The sequence below is a fragment of the Kurthia sp. FSL E2-0154 genome, assembly GCF_038003625.1.
GTDB lineage: Bacteria > Bacillota > Bacilli > Bacillales_A > Planococcaceae > Kurthia > Kurthia gibsonii.
This window is the reverse complement of record NZ_JBBOPO010000001.1, coordinates 1,688,962-1,713,863: the sequence shown is the minus strand read 5'-3', so window position 1 is coordinate 1,713,863 and position 24,902 is coordinate 1,688,962. Positions and strand designations below refer to the sequence as shown.

Sequence of the window (24,902 nt, the reverse complement as noted above, 5' to 3'; positions counted from 1 at the left end):
TAAATATGAAATTACAATACAAGAGAAACGACATTTACAAAACACAAAGGGAGATTTCAAACATATGGGGTATGTCATCCAATTCATCATTGGCGGTTCAGTTATGCTGCTCGCTACGATTTTAAGTCAATCGAAATATTTATTCTTATCAGGAGTCATTACATTACTACCGATTTTGACATTGCTTAATTTAAAACTGCAAGTTCAGCATATGTCACAAGAGTCCTTTCATGAAACGCAACGAAATGGTATTATCGGTGCAGTAGGTATGGTCATTCTGATTGTGGCAATTTATATTTTTTCGAGCCATTTCAAGCCTTCAACAGCTGTCTTAATGGGAATTGGTCTATATGTGATGTATATGTTCGGTTCGAAATTAATAGTAGCATAAAAGTGAGCTTAGGTGGGGGGAACTTAAGCCCACTTTTTTAATTTTGACTTATAGGAGAAATTTCGGTTATGGTGTAGAAAGAACGTACATTATTCAAGGAGTTGAAAATGATGTGTATCATTACATTTGCTTATAAAGTAGTAGAAAATCAGCCACTCATTGTTGTAGCCAACCGCGATGAATTCTATGAAAGACCAGCAAAAGAAGCTGCTTTCTGGGAAGATGAGCCGAATATATTTGGTGGGCGTGATTTAGAAAAGATGGGTGGCTGGCTTGCAGTTCAAGAAAATGGGCGCTTCGCCGCTGTCACAAATTATCGTGACTTTTCAATGGATCCTGTAGGTGAGAAGTCGCGTGGTGAAATTGTCAAAAATTTTGTGGCAGGCACTGAATATCCAGAAGCCTTCTTGGAAGCAATTCAGCAAGAACGCACACGTTACGGTGCAATGAATGTACTTGTTTACGACGGTGAAACATTCATGCATTATAATAATATCGAAAATGTGTTACATACAATTGAACCTGGTATTCATTGTGTAAGTAATGCGACATTGAATACACCATGGCCAAAATTAGAGCGCATGAAGATGTTAGTTGCGCATCAATTAGAACAACAAGCTACAACAGAAGAACTTGCGCAGATTGGATTAGATGATATAAAGCCGAATGATGAACGATTACCTAATACAGGAGCAGGTCTCTTGTTAGAACGAGATTTATCTTCAATCTTTATCAAACGAGAAGGTTACGGCACACGTTGTACGACTGTACTTCGTTTGATGAAAGATGAAATCGAATTTTTTTGAACAAACGTATGAGCAGGGGATAGCGACAACTCGTGTGCATGAATGGATTAAATTGCGAGTAAATGCATAAAGAGGCTTTGATAAAATATTTCATTCGCTCTTTTAGGGTTTGTAACGAAAAAAAACGAAACCGCATTACGATGCGATTTCGTTTTTTTATGCTCATATGAGAAGATGTTTAACACTTATTTTATTATTGTAACGCTTTTTTAAATGTTTCTAAGTTTTCTTTCATAATCGATACATAATCTTTTTTCGCAGCGATATCTTCTTTTGTTAAAACACTCAAGTTATTAACTGTTAAACTCTCAGCACCAATATCATTCTTTAATACTTCTGCAAGTTTAGAAGATACATTCTGTTCGAATAAGATATATTGAATATTATCTTTTTTCGCTTCATCTGCAATTTTTGTTAATTCTTTTTGAGAAGGTTCATCTTGTGAATTTAATCCTGCAATTGATTCTTGTTTTAAACCATATGTCCCAGCAATATAGCCGAATGCTGCATGTGAAACAAAGAACTCTTTACGTTTCGCATTGTCAGCCATTTCTTTATAGTCTGTATTTAAATCTTTCAAGTCTTTAATCAATGCTTCATAATTTTTTTCGTAATCCGCTTTATGAGTCGCATCTTTTTGAACAAGGCTATCTTTAATCGATTTTGCTAAATCTTGTGAAATAATAGGAGATAACCATACGTGCGGATCAACACCACCGTGGTCATGTTCATCTTCATGTGCTTCACCTTCATGTTCATCATGATCATGCTCTTTTGAAGCAGTACTTACATCTAAAGCGCTCTCGGGTACATCTTTTGTTGTTTCTACCATTTTAACACTTTCATTTTTTAATGTTTTTTGTGCATTACTTACAAAACCTTCTAGACCTAAACCAATATAAAAGAATAAATCTGCATCTGCTAATGCAATCATGTCTTTTTGTGTTGGCTCAAATGTATGCTCGTTTGAACCAGGTGGATAAATTGATGATACATTGACGTGATCGCCACCAATTCTTTCTGCGAAATATTGTAAAGGATAGACGGTAGTATAAATTTTGATTTGATTTTTCGAAGCGTTGTTTTCTTTTTCTGTATTACCACACGCTGCTGTAAAAATAGTTAAAATAGCTACGAGTAAAAGTAGTGAGAGTTTCTTCATAATTTCCTCCTTAAATAGTAATGGTTACGATTTACTCTTATGAATATACTAGAAAAAATACTTTTTGACAATAGAAAAACCATCGAAATTATTTTTTTTTCGATGGCCATTCTTCTGGTACAGGATCATAACCGCCTTTTGAGAACGGTTGACAGCGTAGAATACGATATACAGTTAAAATCGTGCCTTTGATTGCACCATGTTTACGCATCGCTTCAATTCCATAGTTAGAACATGTGGGATAGAAGCGGCAACTAGGCGGTTTTAAAGGAGAAATCACTTTTTGATAAACACGAAATAGGAAAATAAAAATTTGTTTCATCATCAAACTTCTTTCTATTATGAACTTAGAATACCTTCTTTTAGTATACTCGATTTTTTAAAAAATCCCCAATAGAATGATTTTAAAAAAAATTAAATAAAAATGTTTAGACTAGCAACTTTTAGGAAATAGATTATAGAACCTATATATGAGAGGAGAAGGGTATTATGTTTTCATTTCTTTGGTACATCATTATAGGGGGAATCTTGGGTTGGCTAGCAGGACTTATTGTTAAAAGAGATGTGCCTGGTGGTATTCTAGGAAATATTCTAGCAGGTATTGTCGGTGCATGGCTTGGTAGTGTATTACTAGGAGATTGGGGATGGCAAGTAAGTAAATTCTACGTATTCCCAGCATTAATCGGTAGTATTATTTTAATCTTAATTGTCAGCTTTATTATGAGAGCTACAGCTAAGAAGTAATTATTCATTTCTTTTGTTTAAAAACCCATTATACTCTCTAAGAGTTTGAAAAGAAGGGAGGCTAAGTTTAAAGCTTAGCCTCTTTTTTAATGTGCTGAAGTAGCCACTCGGTCGATAATTGCTTCTGCAATATCATGAGCTAGTTCAAGTTCAGAAGTAAATCCAACACATGAACAGTTCATCTCACCAAGTATATAGCAATCTGTTCCATCTGGATTCGTATCTAAAATGAAGTCGGCAGTCCAAAGTAATGGTAAATCATAACCGCCTAACTGTTTTGTAACATCAGGTAACTGCATTAAAAATGATGTTACAAGCTCTTGCCATTCTTCTGGTGAATCATAACGATAGGCAGCACCAGAAAATAATGTAGCACTAAAAGCATCTTCATGGTCTTGAGGCTTTTTATGCACAACATTAATTGGGCAATCTTTTAACATTAATAAACGAATTTCGCCTTCTTTAATACGTGGTAAGAACGGCATATCAACAAGCATACCATTATCACCTGTAATATATTGTTCGCAGAAATACATAAAGTCTCTGAGTTCCCAATATTCCACATGGTTATCTTTTGCTTCTGTACACTTAATTTTTGATTTTGCATGTGGAACTTCGCCTTCATCAACTAGTGAAACTCGCCAGATACCTTCGCCTGTAGATCCACGATTTTGTTTTAATACACGTTCGCCTTTTGCTAGTGATGAAGGAAATTGCTCGAATAGCTCCTGTAATGAATAATATGCATACGTGTCTTTTGGCACGAGTGACGTATTCGTTAATTTAACAAGGGCATCTTTTGCGCCATAGCCAATCATAGCGTCTGGATGTGGCATACCGATTATGCCATTTTCACAAAGCTGGCGTAGCATAGAAAAGTATGCTGATTCATGCTTTAAGTTCCCGGGATTAATACGCGATACATATGCACAGGCATTTTCTAAAACGTCGTTTAAAATCTCTTGTTGGCGTTCAAAATCATAGAAAACAACCTCTGCTTCAAATCCACGTTGTTGTAAAGCTTGTACCATGGGCATCGTATCTTTTCTATAACCGTCTGGACCTTTGTCGCTGCCGCCTTGTACCTCGAAAATAATGATTTTTTTCATTATTCATATAGCCTCCTTTTGCTTTTTTTCTTGCTAGATTAATATACACTGTTTATGTAAAGGTGGTATAGTATATTTTGTAAAAAAATATGTATAATTAAAGACAAGGGCACGAATGTAAAAGAGGTGTAAAAATGGACGTAGCAGCAATGTCATCTGCTTTATCAGCGATGCAATTACAACAGCAAGTACAGCTTAGTGTTGTGGGAAAAGCAATGGATTTTCAAGAGCAAAATGCAACAGCTCTAATTGAAACAATGTCAGAAAATCCAGTCGCACAAGATCCGAATCGAGGTCAGTTATTTGATATGTCAGTATAAAGACAAAGTAAGAGTATGGCTTAATACGCGATACTCTTTTTTGTATCGTTGTTTCTCTATGTATTTTTCGTTACACTTTGTATAAGGGAGTGATTTTCTTGTTTAAATTTACAGATTTAAATGGTTATGGTGTCACTTTATCTTTTAAAAAAGAGGCATTTGAAATAGAACCGACGCATATTTTAATATTAGCTAAAAAACAAAATCAGTGGCTATTAACGAATCATCCAAAAAGAGGACTTGAATTTCCGGGTGGCAAAGTAGAGGTAGGAGAAACCTTAACAGAAGCAGTTATTCGTGAAGTGTATGAAGAAACAGGAGCTACCCTTACGAACATTGAGTGGTTTGCTTCTTATTATGTGCAGTGTGAAGAACCTTTTGTAAAAGCAGTGTATACAGCAGAAGTACAGTCGCTAGATGAAGATTTCAAAAGATACGAAACATTAGGGGCTGTTCTTTGTCCAACAGAAGATTTAATGAATGAAGAGCATTTAAGTTTTTATATGAAAGATGCTGGAATGAAGAAGATGCTAGAGAAGGAGAGCGAACGCGTGTGAAGAATGCCATGATTGTAACGGAACGAATTTATCCATCACCTAGTCCACATATTCGATTAACAGAAATTACGTATTGGTCTGAGGGGGTTCGCGTGAAAGGAATGCTAGCAGAACCCGTACAAAAAGGCGATTATGAAGGAGTTCTTTATTTACGTGGTGGTATTCAGTCAATCGGTATGGTACGTCCTGCAAGAATTGCTGAAATTGCGTCACAAGGTTTTGTTGTTTTTGCACCTTATTACCGAGGAAACCGTGGTGGAGAAGGCAAGGATCAATTTGGTGGAGTAGATGTATATGATGCTGTTCATGGAGTAGATGTACTAAAAAGTCGATATAACTCTTCAAAAATTCATCTATTTGCATTCTCACGCGGTGGAATTATGGCGTTATGGACAGCTATTTTACGAGATGATATAACCTCTGTGGTCACATGGGGAGGTGTGTCGTCATTAGAATTAACGTATGAAGAACGAGTCGATATGCGTCGTATGATGAAACGAGTAATTGGTGGTACACCGAGTCGTGTGCCTGATATTTATAATAAGCGCTCTGCTTTAAAACAATTAGAACATATTCATGCACCAGTCTTAGTTATTCATGGTGAAAAAGATTTGAATGTTCGAGTGACACATGCACATCTGTTAGAAAAGTTGCTAAAAAAACATCATAAAAGAATAGAGACATGGTACTATCCTGAGTTGAATCATTTCTTTCCGGGTAAATTAAACCATCAGGTTCTTGTAAAAGCACTACAGTGGATGAAAAGACAATGATGGAAGGGTGAATATGAGTGGGTTATTTTCGTGCGAAAATTGATATTAATCAAAATGGTCATACACCTTTTTCAAAAAATTATTGGTATTGGGAACGATTATGGAATCGATACGCAGTGAAATTAGCAGAGGTACAAGTACAATGTTGGAATGAAGAAACTAAGCAAATTCATGAGCTACACGCAGTAGCAGAGAATACACAACAAGAAGGACTTGTGCATATTCATTCAATTGAACTCACAAAGGAACATTTTTTATTTTTGCGAGATGATTCATATGATGGACGAAAATTAAAATGGTTTATGATGACTTTTACAGATTGTGAAGGTGTTGAAAGATTAGAGATTCGTGATTATGGTACAGAAGTGATTTTTAATCAAATATCGATCGAAGACGCACAGCCAGTCATTGAGCTTTTCCAAGAAGGAAATGCGAATGCCGTGTTTGTAAAAGATGAACAAGATTAATTAATTTTTTAGGCTGTTTTCGTAAAGTTTGTTGTTTTTTTTAATATGCTATAATTAATATGAAATTTTTTCCAATTTTAACCGTCTAATATATAAAGGAGAAGGTGTTATGAAAAAAATAAAATACTTTATTGCACTTTTTGGGATAGTATCAATCTTTTTAGTAGGATGTTCAAACGTAATAGAAAATGAAGAACAATATATAAAAGTTCAAAATCGAATTGGTGAAGAAAATAAATATGAAGACTTCAAAGAAATCACGGGTACTGAACAGGTTAAAAAAGTGAAAAGTATTTTAAATGATATTGATTGGGAAAATGCAAAAGTAAATATGGCTTACCCTGCTGATTACAGGTTCATATTTCAATTTAAAAACTCTGAAGAAAAAGCGGTATCATATGAACTTTGGATAAGTCCGAGCAAAGATAAAGTGGAACTCGTTATAGACGCTGAAAGTAAATATATTCAATTAGATACGGATACGTCAGCAGAACTCTTTAAAATACTTGTTGGAGAAGAATTATCAGACCAAAAATAATAATTTGACCTCGATTTTAGAGGTCTTTTATTATGCACTTTTAAGCAATTCAACAGTTTTATAATTAGATTTTTGACAGGCTGAAATAAGCATTTGTTCTATCCTCTTGTCAAATGCTAAATGTTTCCCTATTTCAAGCCAACGGAACCAATAAAGATAATTGTCTAAATAACGAGTTCCTACACCCTTAAAGCGTTCCATCCAACCTTTTAAACGATTATGAAAATTGTTTACGTGCTGGATGTGGAAAATCCCTTTTCTCACTCGTTGTTTTAATCGCTCATTTACCGTTTCGTGTTGTAACCCTTTAATTTTTGCAAACTTCTTATAGTTAGTTGCTGTATCTGTACATAGTAAAGCAGAAGCGTCAATATATCCCCCTATTGCCATATCTATTTCCTCTGCCTTAACACGACCTGTGCCTGCTTTTCGAGCAACTATATTTCCAATACGGTCTTGTGCAACTACAACAGCAATTTTAAGATTGGAAATCCCTCTTTTTTCATCTTTTTCTCCACGCTTTTTAGGTTTTCTATGGCTAATTTGACGATGACCTTTTAAGGATTCACGAAAGAATGTTTCGTCACTCTCAACGATACCTTGTAATTGGTTAAAACCAAGACTACTCAATGCGTATAAGATTTTATGTCGCCAATAAAATGCGGTAGAAATGTGGATTTGAAGTTTGTCAGCAATTTTAGGTAGCGTATATCCTTCAACCATAAGTTCGATATATTTAACCCATTTTTCAGGATAACGCGAGCCTGAGAATGGGTGTATTCGTCATATCATTAAACGACTTCCCACAATCTTTGCATAGATAGCGTTGGCGACTGCGATATTTACCATTCCGTTTAACATCTGTACTACCGCAATGAACACAGCCTAACCCCGAAGAAAATCGTGCTTCACGAATGTTTTTAAGAATTTCAACAATTTTATTCGGTTCTTCTGGAAATAAATCTTGCTTCATTGCTTCAAATAGTGCTAACTGTTCCGATTTACTTAATTCACTAAAATCCTCATAAACATCTAGCCACATAATCTATGCCTCCTTAAAAACTATAATGTCTTACTCTTTATACCTATACCCAAGAAAGCAACAATTTATGCGAAAACAGCCTTTTTTAATAAACGTTTTAAATTTAAGTTTACAAATTTATAAACAAAATGTTATATTGTTTATATAAATAGGAGGTGTATGATGGAGAAAGATATATTTGAGCAGGCGACTGTTGAACAATTAGTAAAAGGTTTTATAGAAGATGAACAAAGCTATACATGTATTTTTTGTGGTGATGTTATTGAAAAGGGCATTATTTACCCACACAATGAGCGTTTATTAGAAGCACAAAAATATATGGAAGTTCATATTCAAACGCAACATCAATCACCTTTTCATTATTTTATTCAGCTTAATAAAAAAATGACGGGGTTAACAGAACAACAAAGCCATGTAATGAAAGCTTTTTATGAAGGTAAAACAGATCAGCAAATTCAGCAAGAATTAGCGATTGGTAGTGCCTCTACAATTCGCCAATATCGTTTTGCATTGAGAGAAAAAGAGCGCCAAGCAAAAACATTTTTAGCGATGATGACTTTATTAAAAGAACAGGAGGAGAATCCAGTGGAATATGTGCCAATCCATGCAACAGCTACAATGGTAGATGAACGCTATCATGTAACGCGTGAGGAGGAAGAAGAAGTACTAAGAAAACTTTTCCCGAATGGTTTAGAGGGACAATTAGTGCGCTTCCCCAAAAAACAGAAGCAAAAAGTAATCGTATTACGCGCAATTACATCGATGCTTGATCAAACGAAAAGATATACAGAGCAAGAATTAAATGCAGCGATTGCTAAATATGATCCGGATTATGTAACAATTCGTCGTTATTTAATTGAATATGGTTTTGTAGACCGAGAAAATGATGGTAGTGCTTATTGGGTGAAAAAATAAGAAAAGAGATGAATGGAATGGATCAACGAAAAATATTAAAAGAGCAGTATAAAGAAATAAAAATTGAAGCAGGTATTTATACGATTACAAATAAGCAAACTGGAGACATATATATCGGTTCATTAAATAATCTAAAACGATTGAATGGAATTATTTTTCAATTAAATACCGGAACACATATGCACAAAAATTTACAGCAATCATGGAAAGAGCAAGGAGAGTCATCCTTTGAATATACTATTCGAGAAGTGATAAAGGGAGATCTAGTCGATGAACTAGGAATGAAAAAAGCTTTAGAACAAACACAACAAAAGTGGGAAAATCAATTAGGTCATACAATTTCATTAAATTAAACAAAAATAAAAGAGGCTCTCTTTGGGAAAGAGCCTCTTTTCTATTTAAACCATATGATATTTGGGTGTAACTAATCTTAAACTAAAGGAGCGCCTTTTGTTGCGATATCTTCGGCCACTTTACCGAATTTTTTGAAGTTCTCGTGGAACATACCAGCCAGTTGTGTTGCTTTGATGTCATAAGCATCTTTATCAGCCCAAGCATTACGAGGATTTAATAATTCAGTTGGTACGCCTTCAATTGAAGTTGGAATTGCTAAACCGAAGAATGCATCTTTTTCAGTTGGTACATCATTTAATTTACCTTCGATTGCAGCATTAACCATCGCACGTGTATAAGAAAGTTTCATACGTGTACCTGTACCGAATGAACCACCAGTCCAACCAGTGTTTACTAGGAATACATTAACATTATGTTCATCAATTTTCTTACCTAACATTTCAGCATATACTGTTGCTGGTAATGGTAAGAATGGAGAACCGAAGCAAGTAGAGAATACTGGTTCTGGTTCTACAACACCACGTTCTGTACCAGGTGTTTTTGAAGTGAAACCAGAGATAAAGTGATACATTGCTTGTTCTTTTGTTAATTTAGAGATTGGAGGTAATACGCCAAATGCATCTGCAGTTAAGAAGATGATTGTATTTGGGTGACCTGCAACAGATGGTAATACGATATTATCAATATTCGTAATCGGATAAGCAGCACGTGTATTTTGAGTAGGTGTTTCATCATCATAATCTGGGATACGTGTTTTTTCATCTACTACTACGTTTTCAAGTACTGTACCGAAACGAATTGCGTTATAAATTTCAGGTTCTTTTTCAGCTGAAAGGTTGATTGTTTTTGCATAGCAACCACCTTCAATGTTGAACACGCCATTATCTGACCAACCATGCTCATCGTCACCAACTAATTTACGATTTGCGTCTGCAGATAAAGTAGTTTTACCTGTACCAGAAAGTCCGAAGAATAAAGTTGTATCACCTTTTTCACCAACGTTTGCTGAGCAATGCATTGATAAAATACCTTGTTGTGGTAATAAGTAGTTCATAATACCAAAGATTGATTTTTTCATTTCTCCAGCATATTCTGTACCGCCGATTAAGATGATTTTCTTTTCAAGTGAAACCATAATAAATGTTTCTGATTCTGTACCGTCTACAATTGGGTCTGCATGGAATGTTGGAGCTGATACGATTGTGAAATCAGCAATATGGTTTGCAGCTTCTTCTTCTGTTGGACGAATGAATAGATTATGTGCAAACAGATTATGCCAAGCATATTCATTTACAACGCGGATTGCTAAACGTGTTTCAGCGTCAGCACCAGCAAAACCTTTGAATACGAACACTTCTTCTTTTTCTTTAAGATAATTAATTACTTTTGTATAAAGGGCATCAAATACTTCAGATGAGATTGGACGGTTTACTGAACCCCAATCAATATGATCTTTTGAAGACGCTTCTTCAACCATAAACTTATCTTTAGGAGAACGACCTGTGTATTTACCTGTGTTAGCACGTAATGCACCATCAACTGTTAAAATCGCTTCACCGCGAGATGTTGCTTTTTCAACTAGTTCTGGAACAGTTAGTTGTTCTTTAATGTTATTACCTGATAGAAGTGTGTTCAGTTCATTCATCATTTCTACTGAATTCATAATGTGTATATACCATCCTTTTTTCGTATTTATTGTACCCACAAATGTGGTTAGTCATCATTTATGGAATTAGTATAACACATTAAAAGAATTAGTCTATACTAATATGATATGTTTTTTTATTTTTTTAACATTTTACCATGTTTAGGACAAATTATATATATACTTTATTTAAAACGCTCTATATAGGTATAACATTTAAGTCATATTCAAATTGAGGTTGACATCGACGTATAATTCTACTAACATAGGCTATGAACGGATACTCTTATCCCGAGCTGGTGGAGGGTCAGGCCCTACGAAACCCGGCAACCTGCATTTCATTTCACGAGATGCGCTGGTGCTAATCTGAATGCAAGGATTCATTCCTTGAACGATAAGAGTGAAAGGTGCTTACGAAATAACCCCTTTCTCTCATACTGTATGAGTGAGAGGGTTTTTTTATTTCAAAATATATGGTGGTGGAAAAAACCATCTTTTTATTACGTATATACTGGCACTTTCTATAAAAAAATCCTCGTGTAAAAAGCAGCATAGGCTGGCTTGGAGTTTTTTCTACAATAATATAGAAGGAACACACATGGATAAAGAGTACCGTATCTTTTTTCGAGGCGATCTCGTATAGGAGGAAACCAATTATGGCTCAACGTCGATTATTTACATCAGAAAGTGTTACGGAAGGACACCCTGATAAAATTTGTGACCAAATTTCAGATGCGATTTTAGATGCAATCATCGCAAAAGATCCAAATGCTCGTGTGGCATGTGAAACAACTGTTACAACAGGACTTGTGTTAGTAGCAGGAGAAATTACAACATCTACATATGTAGATATTAAAGGAATTGTTCGTGAAACAGTTCAAGAAATCGGTTATACACGTGGTAAATATGGTTTTGATGCAGAAAACCTAGCTGTACTTGTGGCAATCGGTGAACAGTCACCTGATATCGCACAAGGTGTAGACCAAGCTTTAGAAGCACGTGAAGGAAGCATGACAGATGAAGATATCGAAGCAATCGGTGCTGGCGACCAAGGTTTAATGTTCGGTTATGCAAATAATGAAACACCTGAACTAATGCCGCTACCAATTAGTCTAGCGCATAAATTATCACGTCGCTTAACAGAAGTTCGTAAATCAGGATTATTAAAGTATTTACGTCCAGATGGTAAAACACAAGTAACGGTAGAATACGATGAAAATAACCACCCTGTACGTGTGGATACAATCGTTATCTCAACACAACATGATGAGGAAGTAACATTAGAACAAATCAATGAAGATCTTCGTAAACATGTGATTGCGGAAGTTGTACCGGCTGAACTATTAGATGTAGATACAAAATACTTTATTAATCCAACAGGTCGCTTTGTAATTGGTGGACCAAAAGGTGATGCAGGTTTAACAGGTCGTAAAATTATTGTTGATACTTACGGTGGTTATGCACGTCATGGTGGTGGTGCATTCTCTGGTAAAGATGCTACAAAAGTTGACCGTTCAGGTGCTTATGCAGCACGCTATGTAGCGAAAAATATCGTAGCTGCTGGTCTTGCAGATAAAGCAGAAGTACAGCTAGCATACGCAATCGGTGTAGCACAACCTGTATCAATCGCAATCGATACATTCGGCACAGGCAAAGTAACAGAAGCAGAACTTGTAGAAGCTGTTCGTGAATTATTTGACTTACGTCCAGCAGGTATTATTAAAATGCTTGATTTACGCCGTCCTATATATAAACAAACAGCAGCTTATGGACATTTTGGACGTACAGATTTAAATGTTCCATGGGAAGCAACAGACAAAGCAGATGCATTAAAAGCAAAACTTTTAAAATAATAAAGTAAAATGGTAGGAGTCATGCAAAAACATGAAACTCCTGCCATTTTTTTATCGTTTACATCAATTTTTAACAGTGTAAAATAGTGTAAGTGAGAAAAAATGTATCCATATACATCTAAGGAGCTTAAAAATGAGAAATAAAGTGATTCGAGTTGTAATATTATTCTTTATAATTGTAGGTTTGAGCTTAATTTACGAAAATCAGTATACGATGACTACAGTCCAAGCAGCGCAAAAAAATACCTACACAATTTCACCATCTTCAAAACCTTTCGACCCAATAATTCTTCGTTATTCAACATATAATAAAGATACGAAAGATTATTATCTTATTCGCTCTTATTTAGAACTCTTTGAAAAGAAAAAAGGTGGTACGCTTATTTTTAAAAAAGGGACATACACGATTTCTAATGCGCTTTATGTACCGTCTAATGTAACGCTTCAATTTGAAGACGGAGTAAAAATCATAAAAGGAACAAAGACAGGGACATATGTATTTCAACCATCTACATCAATTTTTCAATTAATTCGCCCGTCTAAAGCACACTCAACAGGCGTATATGATAAGTACAAAGGTGAAAAAAATATTAAGTTTATAGGAAAAGGGAATGTTACATTTGATATGAAAAATCATGAGCGTGGTATAGCCATTATTATGGGACATAATCAGAATGTAACAGTGGAGGGTATTCAGTTTAAAAATATGTACAATGCACACTTTATTGAAATGGATGCCTCTAAAAATGTAACGATAAAAAATTCATCATTTAAAAATGCTAAGGATAATGCTTCATCTATTAAAGAAGCGATTAATTTAGATACACCAGATCGTACAACGAATGGCTGGAGTCAACAATGGAGTAAATTTGATGCGTATCCAAATACAAATGTATTAATTGAGAAAAATGAGTTTTCAAATATGCCACGCGCAATTGGTACGCATAAATATTCGTATAAAAAATTGCATAATCAAGTAGTTATTCGTTCGAATATTTTTTATAATTTACGAAAAGATCCAATTCGTGCGATGAATTGGTCGAATACATTGATTGAAAAAAATACATTTAAGATGAGTAAAAAGCATGCTGAAACATTCAATGCAAATGGAATTATCGCAAATGGCACAATCAATCCAACAATTCGTAATAATACGTTTGATTATTTTAATACGGCTGTGTCGTTTACACCGCATGTAAACAATGGCGCTGGAACGAATGAGTGGATTTACTGTGAAGTAACTGAGCAAAATAAAAAAGATTTATTAACAAATACACTTCAAAATATGTTAAGTGAGATAATTTATATCAAAAACAATATCCAACCAGATGGTACACGTAAAACGGAGCGAGTTGACTTTCCAGAGAGTGTATTAAGAAAAACAATTTAAGAATCTGAGACAAAAGTATTTTCAACAGAGCAAATCCCGTATGATTTTTCAAAATCATACGGGATTTGTTCGTTCAGATCATTTCCGCTTCGGAAAACGAATAGAGGTAGGCGAGAAAAGAACGCAACGTCCTGTTGCAAATCTTGCCCCACGATATTACGTAGCGCTCGGGTATGGCTTCAAACTCCTCGTCACTACGTTCCTGTCGGGTTTTCAGCTCACGCTATTCCCTCAGGAGTCATTTTTACGCGTTCAATTGATTTGATCATTCGTATTGAGACATATTATTTTGTTCTGTCCTAGGTTCTTTTTAATGATTTATATGAAAATTTCTCTATATTTAACGAGTAAAATTATGGAATAAGGGAAAATAATAGAGATGGTAAAAAATAAATAAGGAGGTATGGTCTGATATTTTATATGCGTATAAAAAGAGAGGGGTGAATAAGAAAAATACGTATAGTAGCATATGTACTATTTAAATAGAAGAAACTCTATTTAAAAGCCAGATTTTACAGACTATTTTAGAAGACGTTGAATTTAGAATTGAGTATTGAAGAAAAGAAGAACAATGTTATAATGGGTAAGAAGTTTTTCCTATATAATATATGAGTAAACTCCTTCAATCGAAAAGATTTACAATTCAAACGAATAGACTTTGTTTTTGTAAGGTTTATGTCGTTTGTTTGTGGCTTTTTCCATTTTCAAGAGTTTTTCGTGTAAGAACGACCTATTTTTGCAGTGTATTCTAGAATTTATAAAAAGTTGCAAAAGAAATATTGGTTTATGAAAACTAATTAAGTTATTAAAAGGTAATTATACAGTTCTAAAGTAACTAAGAAATACTTTAAAGTTGCTATAAATAGAAGTCGTCCACAGAACGTTCAAAAACTTTCAAAGAAAATGTGAAATTATAGATATTTTTATTCTTTTCGGTAGATATTAGGTTTATAATTCATTTGAATTGAAAAGAAGGTTGAATGCTTCTTAGTGTAAGAAGAGGGTTAGAGAGCTTGGGTTGCTTTACTCGTCTTATACTTCGTCTTAACAATCGTTTTAGTTTAACGTATTTTCGTTCTATAGCAATTATAAAAGAAATTAGAACGACTCAATGATTAAGACGAATAAGAGTAAAAAATGTTCAATCATCTCAGCAGTTCATAAACTTGCTTATTCTACATAGAATAGGTTAGGGGGAAACACTTCAATATCCATTCAACATTCTGCACTTAAATTAAAAGAAGGTTGTTTTAGAAGGGAGTACAACATGAGTAAAAAAGTGTTAATTATGCCAATCGTTGCAGGTTTGTTAGCAGTGTTTTTATCTGGATGTGAACCATTAATGGTACTAAATCCAAAAGGACCTAACGCACAAACATTATCGAACACGATCTGGATCTCTATCGGGACAATGTTATGTGTATTAGCAGTTGTCTATGTTTTATTAATCAATATGTTAGTTAAATACCGTGCTGGAAAACAAGCGGCGGACTATGAGCCACCACACGAAGCAGGTAACCACAAACTAGAAATTTTCTGGACAGTTATTCCAATCCTAACAGTTGCTTTCTTATCAGTTGTAACAATCATCACATTAAAGGATGTAGAAAGTAAACCAGAAGGTTACGGAGACAAGAAACCTCTAGTAATTTATGCGTCATCATCACAATGGAAATGGCATTTCAGTTATCCTGAAGAAGGAATTGAAACTGTAAACTATGCACATATTCCAACAGATCGTCCAATTGAGTTCCGTTTATACTCATATGGTACAATCACAAGTTTCTGGGTTCCACAATTAGCTGGTCAGAAATATGCGATGACAGACATGTTAACAACAATCCATTTAGCAGCAGACCACGAGGGAGACTATTGGGGTCGTAACTCGAACTTCAACGGTGAAGGATTCGAGGCAATGCAATTCGAAATCACTGCTCAAAAACAAGGTGAATTCGATCAGTGGGTTAAAGATGTAAAAGCAAATGAACCAAAATTAACAGAAAAAGAGTTCAGTAACTTACTTAAAGCAAGTGTTGTTGGACGTAAGAGCTTCTCTTCTACTCATTTAGGTTTCTCTTCACCACCTATGGATCACTCTAAGATGATGGATGCTGAGAAATATAATGAATCTAAAAAAGCTCAAAATGGTAATTTAGATTCAGATTCTCACGACATGGAAGAAATGGACGATATCGGTGAATAATCCGATTACATTGATACAACATGTTATTTACTAAATAGTAGATGTATGAAAGGAGTTAACCAAATTGTTTACCAAAATGACAATGAGTGAAGTATTTGCACCGCTTAAAGAACCACTGATCATGGGTACGGCGATCGGTATTTTAGTTGGTGTAATCGCAGTAGTTGCAGGTCTAACATATTTCAAGTTATGGGGTTGGTTATATACTAACTACGTAAAGACAGTAGACCATAAAAAAATCGGTGTAATGTACATTTTCGTAGCATTACTAATGTTATTCAAAGGTGGGGTTGAGGCGTTATTAATGCGTGCTCAAACTGCTGTTCCGGACAATAAATTATTAAACTCTGAACACTATAATGAGATTTTCAGTACACATGGTGTGTTAATGATTATCTTCGTAGCAATGCCATTCTTATTTGGTTTGTTCAACGTAGTTATTCCACTACAAATTGGTGCGCGCGACGTAGCATTCCCACGTCTTAACGCATTATCTTTCTGGTTATTCGCAATGGGTGCAGTGTTAATTAACGTTTCATTCATCATTGGTGGATCTCCAAACGCAGGTTGGACGTCATATTTCCCACTTGCAGGTATTGAATTTAACCCAGGCGTAAACAATAACTATTATGCTTGGTCACTACAAATCTCGGGTCTAGGTACATTAATGACAGGGATTAACTTTGTAACAACAATCGTGAAAATGCGTGCTCCAGGTATGACATGGATGAAAGTTCCAATGTTCACTTGGTCATCATTTATCGCAAACATTATCATCGTATTTGCATTCCCAGTGTTAACAGTAGCACTTGTAATGATGACAATGGATCGCCAGTTCGGTACTAAATTCTTCGCTACAGAAGATGGCGGTATGGACATGCTTTGGGCGAACATCTTCTGGGTATGGGGACATCCAGAGGTATACATCGTAATTCTTCCAGCGTTCGGTGTATTCAGTGAGGTAATCTCTACATTTGCTCGTAAAAACTTATTCGGTTATGGTTCGATGGTTGCTTCTATGATCATCATCTCGTTACTATCATTCTTAGTATGGGCTCACCATTTCTACACAATGGGTCAAAACGTAGCAGTAAACGGCGTATTCTCAATCACTACAATGTTAATCGCAGTTCCAACTGGGGTTAAGATTTTCAACTGGTTATTAACAATGCGTCATGGTCGTATTACATTTACGACACCAATGTTATATGCTCTAGGCTTTATTCCAATCTTCACTATCGGTGGGGTTACAGGGGTAATGCTAGCAATGGCAAGTGCTGACTATCAATATCACAATACATTATTCTTAGTTGCTCACTTCCACTATGTATTAATTCCTGGTACAGTATTTGGTGTACTAGCTGGTTACCACTTCTGGTGGTCTAAAATCTTCGGTTTCCAACTTAAAGATTCAATCGGTAAAGTTGGTTTCTGGTTAATCGCAATTGGTTTCAACGTAACATTCTTCCCTATGTTCATCTTAGGTTTAGATGGTTACGCTCGTCGAATGTACACGTACTCAGCTGAAACTGGCTATGGTACATTAAACATGATTTCATTCATTGGTGCATTAGTATTAGCTCTTGGTTTCTTAGCGCTTTGCTACAACATCTACTACAGTGTTCGTCACAGAGAAGAATTAAAAGTTACTGGCGATCCATGGGATGGTCGTTCACTTGAATGGGCTACTCACTCTCCAGTTCCTGAGTATAACTTCGCAGTTATTCCAAAAATTTCTCGTCTTGATGAATTCTGGTTTGCTAAAAAAGAAGGCCGCGATTTACAAGCAGGCGAAATTAAAGATATTCATATGCCTAATGACTCTGCAGCGCCATTCTGGCAATCAGTTGTTATGGGATTAGCATCATTCTTCTTTGTATTCAACGAAATTGGTATCGCAATTATCTTAGGTATTGTGACACTACTATTCATGGCTTACCGTTCATTTGAAATTGATAATGGTCGTCATATCCATGTTGAAGAAATCGAAGAAACAGAGCGTAAGCTAAAAGAAACAGAGCGTCAATTGAGAGGTGACCGATAATGTCAAAACATAATAATTCAGTGCCATTGGAGTACCAAGGTGAAGAAAATGATTTGAAAATCTTCGGTTTCTGGGTATTCTTAGGCGCAGAAATTGTTCTTTTCGCAACTTTATTCACAGCGTATTTCACATTAGTTGACCGTACAGGTTCAGGTCCAACAGGTGTTGACCTTTTTGAATTACCACCAGTAATTCTAGAAACATTCTTACTTTTAACATCTAGTTTCACAATTGGTTTAGGTGTTCACGCAATGCGTTTAGGCCGTGTTAAACCAATGATCGTGTTCTACATCATTACATTAATTCTTGGTGCAGGATTCATCGCGGTAGAGGTAGATGAGTTTATCACTTATATCTATCACGAAGATGCTACGATTCAAACAAGTGCATTTACTTCAAGTTTAATGACTTTACTAGGTACTCACGGTGCCCACGTATCGTTTGGTTTACTATGGGGAATTGCGATTATTATTCAAGTTGCTAAGCACGGTATTAATAAGCGTACTGCCAATAAAGCGTTTATCTTCTCTTTATACTGGCACTTCCTAGATGTTGTTTGGATCTTCCTATTCAGCTTTATTTACTTGAAAGGAATGATGTAAAATGGCACAATTATTTCCAAAAGAACATGTCCTTGGGTTTATTGGATCAATCATTTTAACAATCGCTGCATTGTCCGTTGTGCAGTTTGATGTATCATTAACAGCAGGTTTAGTTATTCTTTGGGTAACAGCACTTGCTCAAGCTTCATTACAACTAGTACTATTCATGCATATTGGTGAAACAGACGATAAAGGTTCAATTTACGTCATTACACTATATTCAGTAGTTATTGGTTTAGTAACAGTATTCGGTTCATTATTCGCTATGATCTGGGGATACTAATTTACAGAAGAATAAAACCAGCCTTTCGGGTATCCCCCTAGGAAGGCTGGTTTTTTCTTTTGATAGTATAAATAAGAAAAAGAAGAGGCTAGTTTAAGAGAAGCACCTTCTTTTAGTTTTTTTAGGAAATAATATTTTAAATGTTAAAAAAAAGAAGTGAAGGGTATAAAAATACTAAGATTATTTCTTTTGAACAGATTTATAATATTGTCCTTTGTCGTAATATTCGTTTAAAATGCGCTGCATATCTTTTTTATCCTCTTCATTTAATTCACGTACAACCTTCGCAGGGCGACCAAATGCAAGTGTATTTGGTGGGATCACCTTACCTTGTGTTACAAGACTACCAGCACCGATAAAAGCACCTTCGCCGATTTCAGCACCATCTAAAACAATCGAAGCCATACCAATCAAAGCTCCTTTTTTAATATGGCAGCTGTGAAGTGTTACTTGATGTCCAATTGAAGCTTCGTCTTCAATAATTAATGGATGAGCTGGACTTTGATGTAAACAGCATAAATCTTGAATATTTACCTTTTTTCCAATGATTGTAGGTGACACGTCACCACGAATCACAGTATTATAAAAAATAGATGAACCTTCTCCAACTGTCACATCACCTGTAATAACAACATTATCACCGATGAAAGCAGTCGGATCAATTTTTGGTTCTTTTCCCTTGTATGGGTATAACATATTCATCCCTCTTTCCTTTGAACTGTAACATAATCGTATCAGACATCCTGGATTTATGGAACGAAAAAGTAGAGGAATGCGTTACAATAAGAATGAGTACTATGAAGGAGAGAAGTTTATGTGGAAATGGGAAGCAGACGGACATGCAAAAGCAGTTATTGTAATCGTACATAGTGCGTATGAACATCATAGAAGATACGCATGGTTAATTGAAAAATTTCGTGTAGCAGGTTTTCATGTGATCACAGGGGACTTACCTGGGCATGGTGAAGAAAGTAAAGTGAAATCCGCCCATGATGAATATTTAAAACAATATGAAAAATATATAAAGTTAATGATTTATGAAGCGACACAATATAACTTACCATTATTTATTTTAGGGCATGGTCTTGGGGCAACATTAGCGATGTACGCAGTAGGTGAATTTAAATATGAGATTGCAGGAGCCATCTTGACATCACCTTGGCTACATTTACAGCATCAACCATCAAAATTCGCTGCAGCCTTAAAAGGAGTGAGTAAGATTGCAGGGAGCTTTAAAATGCATCATGAGATGAATACGAAGCTTTTGTCACGTAGTTATGAGTTTTATACAGAAATGGGACGAGACCCTTATTACAACTCTAATGTAACAATTCGTTGGTACCATGATGTTCAACAGTTTATGAAAGCCATTTATCAATTAGAAAATCACTTTAAAGACATACCTGTCTTAATGATGAATGGAAAGAGCGATAAAATTATTGATATTCAATACAATCGTCAATGGTTGGAGAAACAGAAATTATCTGAGTATGCTTACAAAGAGTGGGCGAACTGTTATCATGATTTGTTCCAAGAACCAGAACGTGATTTGATTTATCAATATACAGAAGATTTTATTTTAAACAGACTACGAACAATAGGATATATCGTTTAAAAAGGGATTATGTCACGTTTTATAAGTGACATGATTCCTTTTCTTTTTTCTGTAGTTTACTCTAGAAATACAAAAATATAAAATATATAAAAAACATATAAAATAAAGGCTTATAAATGACTTAATTGTATTCTCTGAAAATACAATTAGAGGAAAAATGTATGAGTGAGCGAAAAAATGTAGAATTATCTCTTTAAAAAGACATAATACTTTTATATAATAGAACAATATAGTAATTAATAAAAGCGTATATTTAATGTATTTGATGTTTTAAATGTTCGTATTTAGGAGGATTTACATGGAAGCAATCATTAATACCATCTATGAACTACTCTGGGGTCCTTGGATGATTTACGGTATTCTCATCGTGGGACTTATATTTACTGTGAGAACTAGAGGAGTACAAGTTCGATTCTTAAAAGATATGTTCGGTCAAATTTTCACAGGCAAAAAATCAGATGCAGGTGTTTCATCATTCCAAGCGATGACGATGGCGTTATCAGGGCGAATTGGAACGGGGAATATTGCTGGAACAGCAACAGCGATTGCTTTCGGTGGACCTGGTGCAATCTTTTGGATGTGGGCAATTGCTTTCATTGGTTCAGCTACAGCTTACGTTGAGTCGACACTTGCGCAAATTTATAAAGAAGAGAAAAACGGTGTTTATCGTGGTGGTCCTGCTTTTTACATACATAAGTTCACAGGCAAACGTTGGCTAGGCATGATTTTTGCGATTGCGGCATTAATCGCTATGTCATTTTTACAACCAACCGTTCAAGCAAATGCGATTGCAGATGCGATGTACAATGCATTTGAGTTACCAAAATGGGTTTCTGGTTTAGTAGTTTGTGTAATTTTAGGTGCAATCATTATTGGCGGTGTAAAACGAATCGCAACTGCTGCTTCAATCATTGTTCCTTTCATGGCGATTGCATATATTTTAGTGGCCGCAATTATCATTGCAATGAATATTTCAGAAGTGCCGCATATTTTCGCTCTAATTTTTAAAAGTGCTTTTGGCGCAGAGCAAATGTTTAGCGGGATGGTAGGGGCTGCTATTGCTTGGGGTGTAAAGCGTGGTATTTATGCGAATGAAGCTGGTCAAGGTACAGGACCACATTCAGCAGCAGCAGCAGAAGTATCACACCCTGTAAAACAAGGTTTAGTACAAGCCGCTTCAGTTTACTTGGATACATTCTTAGTTTGTACAGCAACAGCCTTTATGATTTTGTTCACAGGTATGTACAATGTACAAGAAGATGATGGCAAGGGAACATTTATTGTAGAACATCTACCTGGTGTAGAAGCAGGAACAGCCTTCACACAACATGCTGTAGATGCAGCATTCCCAATTGCAGGTTTTGGTACAATCTTCGTAGCTTTTGCTCTATTCTTCTTTGCCTTTACAACAACGATGGCTTACTATTATATTGCCGAAACGAATGTGGCGTATTTATTTGATGGGAAAAAGCAAAAAATTGGAGTACGTATTGTTCAGATTGTTATTCTTTTAGCTACTTACTTTGGTGCTGTACGACCAGCAGCCGCAGCTTGGGTGCTTGGAGATATTGGTTTAGGCATTATGGTATGGGTGAACGTCATTGCAATTCTATTTATGGCAAAACCAGCCATTCTTGCTTTGAAAGATTATGAACAGCAAAAACGTATGGGGTTAGACCCAGTATTTGATCCGCGAAAAGTGGGTATCAAAAATGCGACTTTCTGGGAAAAATAAATAATAGAAGAGGGGTGATTCACGCAATCATCTCTCTTTTTTCTTGTGTAATCATAGTATTTTAATATAATTTTTGAGAGAATAGAAATAGTTTTGTAAAGAAAGAAGGGATTTGATTATTATGGAAAAAATGTTCGGTACTGCTGAGTTCGCTATACAAGTTGGCGTAACGAAATCTTCACTCAAGCATTATATTTCAATATTAGAAAATAGTGGTTACCATGTAAAGCGTGATCATCGAAATTATCGTTTATTTACGGAAGAAGATGTACATGTTTTTCAAAATTATAAACAGTTGCATCAAGAAAAAGGAATGACATTAAAAGAAGCAGCTGCTGTGGTGATTGGGAATGAAACCGTTGTACAAGATGCAGAGATGTTGCCTGCTAAAAGAGAGTATAATACACAAGTTGTTGAAAAATACGATGATTTAACAAAAACAATGGAACTACTGGCAGATCATATTCAAGGGATTGAGGCACAAAATGCACAATTGCTACAACTTATACAAATGCAACATCAACAAAATGAATGGTTAAAAGAAGAAATGAGTATGATGAAGCATCAATTAGAAGAGCCAAAAGTGGATTATAAACGCCAGTTGGACCGTGTTGAATCACAAAATAGTGCAATCATGTCGGTGTTAAATAAATTAACCGTTCAAAAATTGAAAGAAGAAGTACAAGAGATTGAACCAGAGCCGACTGGCTTTATGAAAGGTTTATTTAAAAGAAAATGAAAAAATAACCCACGAGATTTTAAAGGAATCTCGTGGGTTATTTTGATTACATTAAAATCTTATTAAATTTATCGGAATAAATAGTTGCAATTCGAGATTATATAAATTATAGTATTTCCATAGGAATTAATTGACTGATGAATCAGTTAGGAGATTGGTGATGATGACAAAGCGAATTACGAGAGAAGAAAGAAAACAGCAATTAATTGAGATTGCATTAGAACAATTCGCGACAGTTGGTTATACGAAGACGAAAATCTCAGACATAGTTGCATTAGCAGGTGTATCACAAGGTACATTCTATTGGCACTTTAAAAGTAAAGAAGAAATCGCGCTCTATATTTTAGAGAGAGGAAATCAACAAATATTACAAATGATTTCACTCGGTTTTCAAAATGCACGCGTTCCGGTAGAGCAGTCGGTAAATTCATCTACTCGATTATTTGAAGCACTATTTCACTTTGCAGAAGAAAATCGCTTTTTTACAATGTTACTTTTTAAAGGCTTATCATCAGAAGAATTATTACAAAAACAAATTGTGCGCATTAAAAAGAATATGGAAGAAGCATTTGTTCATAACATTCAGCAAGCACAAAAGTTTCATATGGTAGCAAAACATAAAAATCCGAAAGTATTAGCGGTTTTTATTATGAGTTTAATTGAAGGTGTACTAAGTCGTTGGGTGGATCATGAAGCAGCATTTCAAGAGTTAACGTTAGAGGAACTCGTTCAACAGACTGTTCACTTTGAGTTTTTTGGTATTTTTGGTGTTTAAAAAAGGGAGGAATTATAGATGAAAAAATTAGGTTGGTTAGCATCACTTGTAGCAGCATCTGCATTAGTACTAGGAGCTTGTGGTTCGAAAGAAGATACGAGTAAAAACGATGTATCGAAAAAAGAAGAATTAACAGTAGGGATTATGGGGACGTATGCACCTTATAACTACTTAGATAAAGATAAAGAATATACAGGTTTTGATGTTGATATTGCAAAAGAAGTTGCAAAACGTTTAGATAAAAAAGCGAAGTTTGTCGCACAAGATTTTTCGGGGTTGATTCCGGGTTTACAAAAAGGGAAGTTCGATATGTTAGTAAGCCAAGTAACGATTACAGATGATCGTAAAAAACAAGTTGATTTTACAGAGCCATATATTACAAATGAAGTAAAAGCGATCGTAAAAGATGACAATACAACGATTAAATCAGCAGAAGACTTCAAAGGAAAAACAATCGGTGTAGGTTTAGGTACAAACGATGAAGCATATCTTCGTAATGACTTAATGAAAAAAGTAGGCGAATTCAAAATTAATACGTATGACGATGTTATCACAACATTAAAAGATTTAAATGTTGGACGTATTGATGCAACGATTAATAACGTATTTGCTTTAAAACCGATTGTTGAAGAAAATGGCTACAAAATTAAAGCTGTTGGTGAAGCTTTAAAATCAGATAAAGCTGGTATCGCAGTGAAAAAAGGTCAAACAGAGCTAGTGGATCAATTAAATAAAGCGTTAAATGATATGGAGAAAGACGGAACATACACAAAAATTTATAAAAAATGGTTTAACGAAGAACCACCAGCAGAATATACAAAATAAGTAAGGTAGGGACTA

At 35.2% G+C, this 24,902-nt stretch carries 26 protein-coding genes, 1 pseudogene and 1 riboswitch; of the genes and pseudogenes, 21 read left to right on the top strand and 6 right to left on the bottom strand.

Annotation, left to right across the window (positions count from 1 at the left end):
• Positions 1–64: 64 nt before the first annotated feature.
• Positions 65–391, top strand: coding sequence for a GlpM family protein (locus MHB75_RS08385; protein WP_340997077.1), 327 nt, complete (start codon positions 65–67; stop codon positions 389–391).
• 110 nt (positions 392–501) lie between these two features.
• Complete coding sequence (locus MHB75_RS08380; protein ID WP_340997076.1) at positions 502–1,197, top strand: NRDE family protein; 696 nt, start codon at positions 502–504, stop codon at positions 1,195–1,197.
• A gap of 193 nt (positions 1,198–1,390) precedes the next feature.
• On the opposite strand, the gene MHB75_RS08375 is transcribed toward MHB75_RS08380, so the two are convergent.
• Both MHB75_RS08375 and yidD read right to left on the bottom strand, forming a co-directional pair.
• On the bottom strand, positions 1,391–2,359 hold the full coding sequence (locus MHB75_RS08375) for a metal ABC transporter solute-binding protein, Zn/Mn family (protein ID WP_340997073.1): 969 nt from the start codon (positions 2,357–2,359) through the stop codon (positions 1,391–1,393).
• Between the two features lie 88 nt (positions 2,360–2,447).
• On the bottom strand, positions 2,448–2,681 hold the full coding sequence (gene yidD / locus MHB75_RS08370) for a membrane protein insertion efficiency factor YidD (RefSeq protein WP_068451636.1): 234 nt from the start codon (positions 2,679–2,681) through the stop codon (positions 2,448–2,450).
• A gap of 167 nt (positions 2,682–2,848) precedes the next feature.
• Between yidD and MHB75_RS08365 the strand changes: the two genes are divergently transcribed.
• Positions 2,849–3,103, top strand: coding sequence for a GlsB/YeaQ/YmgE family stress response membrane protein (locus MHB75_RS08365; protein WP_068451639.1), 255 nt, complete (start codon positions 2,849–2,851; stop codon positions 3,101–3,103).
• Positions 3,104–3,189: 86 nt separating this feature from the next.
• Here MHB75_RS08365 and MHB75_RS08360 read toward each other — a convergent pair whose 3' ends face one another.
• Positions 3,190–4,212 carry a Cj0069 family protein gene (locus MHB75_RS08360; RefSeq protein WP_340997071.1) on the bottom strand — a complete coding sequence of 341 codons (1,023 nt, stop codon included), beginning with the start codon at positions 4,210–4,212 and terminating at the stop codon, positions 3,190–3,192.
• A gap of 134 nt (positions 4,213–4,346) precedes the next feature.
• Here MHB75_RS08360 and MHB75_RS08355 point away from each other — a divergent pair, with 134 nt between their 5' ends.
• The 5 genes from MHB75_RS08355 (at position 4,347) to MHB75_RS08335 (ending at position 6,867) form a co-directional block, all read left to right on the top strand.
• Complete coding sequence (locus MHB75_RS08355) at positions 4,347–4,532, top strand: putative motility protein (RefSeq protein WP_141274633.1); 186 nt, start codon at positions 4,347–4,349, stop codon at positions 4,530–4,532.
• A gap of 98 nt (positions 4,533–4,630) precedes the next feature.
• Entirely contained in the window at positions 4,631–5,089 is a 459-nt protein-coding gene (gene ytkD, locus MHB75_RS08350) for an RNA deprotection pyrophosphohydrolase (RefSeq protein ID WP_141274634.1), read from the top strand.
• An 8-nt stretch (positions 5,090–5,097) separates the two neighbouring features.
• Entirely contained in the window at positions 5,098–5,862 is a 765-nt protein-coding gene (locus MHB75_RS08345; RefSeq protein WP_340998598.1) for an alpha/beta hydrolase family protein, read from the top strand.
• 17 nt (positions 5,863–5,879) lie between these two features.
• Positions 5,880–6,329, top strand: a complete 450-nt coding sequence (locus MHB75_RS08340; protein WP_068451660.1) for a hypothetical protein — start codon at positions 5,880–5,882, stop codon at positions 6,327–6,329.
• Positions 6,330–6,438: 109 nt separating this feature from the next.
• Entirely contained in the window at positions 6,439–6,867 is a 429-nt protein-coding gene (locus MHB75_RS08335) for a hypothetical protein (RefSeq protein ID WP_121177788.1), read from the top strand.
• Positions 6,868–6,897: 30 nt separating this feature from the next.
• Here the strand turns inward: MHB75_RS08335 and MHB75_RS08330 are convergent.
• Positions 6,898–7,909: pseudogene (locus MHB75_RS08330) on the bottom strand (IS1595 family transposase).
• Positions 7,910–8,068: 159 nt separating this feature from the next.
• On the opposite strand from MHB75_RS08330, the gene MHB75_RS08325 reads away from it, so the two are divergent.
• Both MHB75_RS08325 and MHB75_RS08320 read left to right on the top strand, forming a co-directional pair.
• Entirely contained in the window at positions 8,069–8,824 is a 756-nt protein-coding gene (locus MHB75_RS08325; protein ID WP_068451662.1) for a DUF2087 domain-containing protein, read from the top strand.
• 17 nt (positions 8,825–8,841) lie between these two features.
• The gene (locus MHB75_RS08320; protein WP_340997067.1) at positions 8,842–9,177 is read left to right on the top strand and encodes a GIY-YIG nuclease family protein; all 336 of its coding nucleotides are present in this window, start codon (positions 8,842–8,844) and stop codon (positions 9,175–9,177) included.
• A gap of 77 nt (positions 9,178–9,254) precedes the next feature.
• Here MHB75_RS08320 and pckA read toward each other — a convergent pair whose 3' ends face one another.
• Entirely contained in the window at positions 9,255–10,841 is a 1,587-nt protein-coding gene (gene pckA / locus MHB75_RS08315; RefSeq protein WP_340997066.1) for a phosphoenolpyruvate carboxykinase (ATP), read from the bottom strand.
• A 265-nt stretch (positions 10,842–11,106) separates the two neighbouring features.
• A riboswitch (SAM riboswitch) is annotated at positions 11,107–11,224 on the top strand.
• 255 nt (positions 11,225–11,479) lie between these two features.
• Here pckA and metK point away from each other — a divergent pair.
• From metK to qoxD, 6 genes are all read left to right on the top strand, one after another.
• Complete coding sequence (metK, locus tag MHB75_RS08310) at positions 11,480–12,676, top strand: methionine adenosyltransferase (protein ID WP_141274638.1); 1,197 nt, start codon at positions 11,480–11,482, stop codon at positions 12,674–12,676.
• Between the two features lie 133 nt (positions 12,677–12,809).
• Entirely contained in the window at positions 12,810–14,066 is a 1,257-nt protein-coding gene (locus MHB75_RS08305; RefSeq protein ID WP_340997064.1) for a right-handed parallel beta-helix repeat-containing protein, read from the top strand.
• Positions 14,067–15,333: 1,267 nt separating this feature from the next.
• Positions 15,334–16,269, top strand: a complete 936-nt coding sequence (qoxA, locus tag MHB75_RS08300) for a cytochrome aa3 quinol oxidase subunit II (protein ID WP_340997062.1) — start codon at positions 15,334–15,336, stop codon at positions 16,267–16,269.
• Positions 16,270–16,345: 76 nt separating this feature from the next.
• On the top strand, positions 16,346–18,313 hold the full coding sequence (gene qoxB, locus MHB75_RS08295; protein WP_141274706.1) for a cytochrome aa3 quinol oxidase subunit I: 1,968 nt from the start codon (positions 16,346–16,348) through the stop codon (positions 18,311–18,313).
• Positions 18,313–18,915 (top strand): cytochrome (ubi)quinol oxidase subunit III, encoded by a 603-nt coding sequence (locus MHB75_RS08290; protein ID WP_068451683.1) that lies wholly within the window; start codon positions 18,313–18,315, stop codon positions 18,913–18,915. Before qoxB ends, MHB75_RS08290 begins: the two co-directional genes overlap by 1 nt.
• A 1-nt stretch (position 18,916) precedes the next feature.
• Positions 18,917–19,198: a cytochrome aa3 quinol oxidase subunit IV gene (qoxD, locus tag MHB75_RS08285; RefSeq protein WP_068451687.1), complete on the top strand. Its 282-nt coding sequence runs from the start codon at positions 18,917–18,919 to the stop codon at positions 19,196–19,198.
• Between the two features lie 180 nt (positions 19,199–19,378).
• Here qoxD and MHB75_RS08280 read toward each other — a convergent pair whose 3' ends face one another.
• The gene (locus MHB75_RS08280; RefSeq protein ID WP_141274694.1) at positions 19,379–19,894 is read right to left on the bottom strand and encodes a gamma carbonic anhydrase; all 516 of its coding nucleotides are present in this window, start codon (positions 19,892–19,894) and stop codon (positions 19,379–19,381) included.
• A 118-nt stretch (positions 19,895–20,012) separates the two neighbouring features.
• On the opposite strand from MHB75_RS08280, the gene MHB75_RS08275 reads away from it, so the two are divergent.
• The 5 genes from MHB75_RS08275 (at position 20,013) to MHB75_RS08255 (ending at position 24,887) form a co-directional block, all read left to right on the top strand.
• Positions 20,013–20,813: an alpha/beta hydrolase gene (locus tag MHB75_RS08275; protein ID WP_068451691.1), complete on the top strand. Its 801-nt coding sequence runs from the start codon at positions 20,013–20,015 to the stop codon at positions 20,811–20,813.
• Between the two features lie 298 nt (positions 20,814–21,111).
• The gene (locus tag MHB75_RS08270; protein WP_340997059.1) at positions 21,112–22,548 is read left to right on the top strand and encodes an alanine/glycine:cation symporter family protein; all 1,437 of its coding nucleotides are present in this window, start codon (positions 21,112–21,114) and stop codon (positions 22,546–22,548) included.
• A gap of 121 nt (positions 22,549–22,669) precedes the next feature.
• Positions 22,670–23,287, top strand: coding sequence for a MerR family transcriptional regulator (locus MHB75_RS08265; RefSeq protein ID WP_141274697.1), 618 nt, complete (start codon positions 22,670–22,672; stop codon positions 23,285–23,287).
• Between the two features lie 163 nt (positions 23,288–23,450).
• The gene (locus tag MHB75_RS08260) at positions 23,451–24,062 is read left to right on the top strand and encodes a TetR/AcrR family transcriptional regulator (protein WP_340997055.1); all 612 of its coding nucleotides are present in this window, start codon (positions 23,451–23,453) and stop codon (positions 24,060–24,062) included.
• 18 nt (positions 24,063–24,080) lie between these two features.
• The gene (locus MHB75_RS08255; protein WP_340997054.1) at positions 24,081–24,887 is read left to right on the top strand and encodes a substrate-binding periplasmic protein; all 807 of its coding nucleotides are present in this window, start codon (positions 24,081–24,083) and stop codon (positions 24,885–24,887) included.
• Positions 24,888–24,902: the final 15 nt, after the last annotated feature.

What these genes read in the sequence shown, in the direction of transcription:
- MHB75_RS08385 (WP_340997077.1), top strand. Translation starts at nt 65, where the DNA reads ATGGGGTATGTCATCCAATTCATCATTGGCGGTTCAGTTATGCTGCTC.
- MHB75_RS08380 (WP_340997076.1), top strand. Translation starts at nt 502, where the DNA reads ATGTGTATCATTACATTTGCTTATAAAGTAGTAGAAAATCAGCCACTC.
- MHB75_RS08375 (WP_340997073.1), bottom strand. Translation starts at nt 2,359, where the DNA reads ATGAAGAAACTCTCACTACTTTTACTCGTAGCTATTTTAACTATTTTT.
- yidD (WP_068451636.1), bottom strand. Translation starts at nt 2,681, where the DNA reads ATGAAACAAATTTTTATTTTCCTATTTCGTGTTTATCAAAAAGTGATT.
- MHB75_RS08365 (WP_068451639.1), top strand. Translation starts at nt 2,849, where the DNA reads ATGTTTTCATTTCTTTGGTACATCATTATAGGGGGAATCTTGGGTTGG.
- MHB75_RS08360 (WP_340997071.1), bottom strand. Translation starts at nt 4,212, where the DNA reads ATGAAAAAAATCATTATTTTCGAGGTACAAGGCGGCAGCGACAAAGGT.
- MHB75_RS08355 (WP_141274633.1), top strand. Translation starts at nt 4,347, where the DNA reads ATGGACGTAGCAGCAATGTCATCTGCTTTATCAGCGATGCAATTACAA.
- MHB75_RS08345 (WP_340998598.1), top strand. Translation starts at nt 5,098, where the DNA reads ATGATTGTAACGGAACGAATTTATCCATCACCTAGTCCACATATTCGA.
- MHB75_RS08335 (WP_121177788.1), top strand. Translation starts at nt 6,439, where the DNA reads ATGAAAAAAATAAAATACTTTATTGCACTTTTTGGGATAGTATCAATC.
- MHB75_RS08325 (WP_068451662.1), top strand. Translation starts at nt 8,069, where the DNA reads ATGATGGAGAAAGATATATTTGAGCAGGCGACTGTTGAACAATTAGTA.
- MHB75_RS08320 (WP_340997067.1), top strand. Translation starts at nt 8,842, where the DNA reads ATGGATCAACGAAAAATATTAAAAGAGCAGTATAAAGAAATAAAAATT.
- pckA (WP_340997066.1), bottom strand. Translation starts at nt 10,841, where the DNA reads ATGAATTCAGTAGAAATGATGAATGAACTGAACACACTTCTATCAGGT.
- metK (WP_141274638.1), top strand. Translation starts at nt 11,480, where the DNA reads ATGGCTCAACGTCGATTATTTACATCAGAAAGTGTTACGGAAGGACAC.
- MHB75_RS08305 (WP_340997064.1), top strand. Translation starts at nt 12,810, where the DNA reads ATGAGAAATAAAGTGATTCGAGTTGTAATATTATTCTTTATAATTGTA.
- qoxA (WP_340997062.1), top strand. Translation starts at nt 15,334, where the DNA reads ATGAGTAAAAAAGTGTTAATTATGCCAATCGTTGCAGGTTTGTTAGCA.
- qoxB (WP_141274706.1), top strand. Translation starts at nt 16,346, where the DNA reads ATGACAATGAGTGAAGTATTTGCACCGCTTAAAGAACCACTGATCATG.
- MHB75_RS08290 (WP_068451683.1), top strand. Translation starts at nt 18,313, where the DNA reads ATGTCAAAACATAATAATTCAGTGCCATTGGAGTACCAAGGTGAAGAA.
- qoxD (WP_068451687.1), top strand. Translation starts at nt 18,917, where the DNA reads ATGGCACAATTATTTCCAAAAGAACATGTCCTTGGGTTTATTGGATCA.
- MHB75_RS08280 (WP_141274694.1), bottom strand. Translation starts at nt 19,894, where the DNA reads ATGTTATACCCATACAAGGGAAAAGAACCAAAAATTGATCCGACTGCT.
- MHB75_RS08275 (WP_068451691.1), top strand. Translation starts at nt 20,013, where the DNA reads ATGTGGAAATGGGAAGCAGACGGACATGCAAAAGCAGTTATTGTAATC.
- MHB75_RS08270 (WP_340997059.1), top strand. Translation starts at nt 21,112, where the DNA reads ATGGAAGCAATCATTAATACCATCTATGAACTACTCTGGGGTCCTTGG.
- MHB75_RS08265 (WP_141274697.1), top strand. Translation starts at nt 22,670, where the DNA reads ATGGAAAAAATGTTCGGTACTGCTGAGTTCGCTATACAAGTTGGCGTA.
- MHB75_RS08260 (WP_340997055.1), top strand. Translation starts at nt 23,451, where the DNA reads ATGACAAAGCGAATTACGAGAGAAGAAAGAAAACAGCAATTAATTGAG.
- MHB75_RS08255 (WP_340997054.1), top strand. Translation starts at nt 24,081, where the DNA reads ATGAAAAAATTAGGTTGGTTAGCATCACTTGTAGCAGCATCTGCATTA.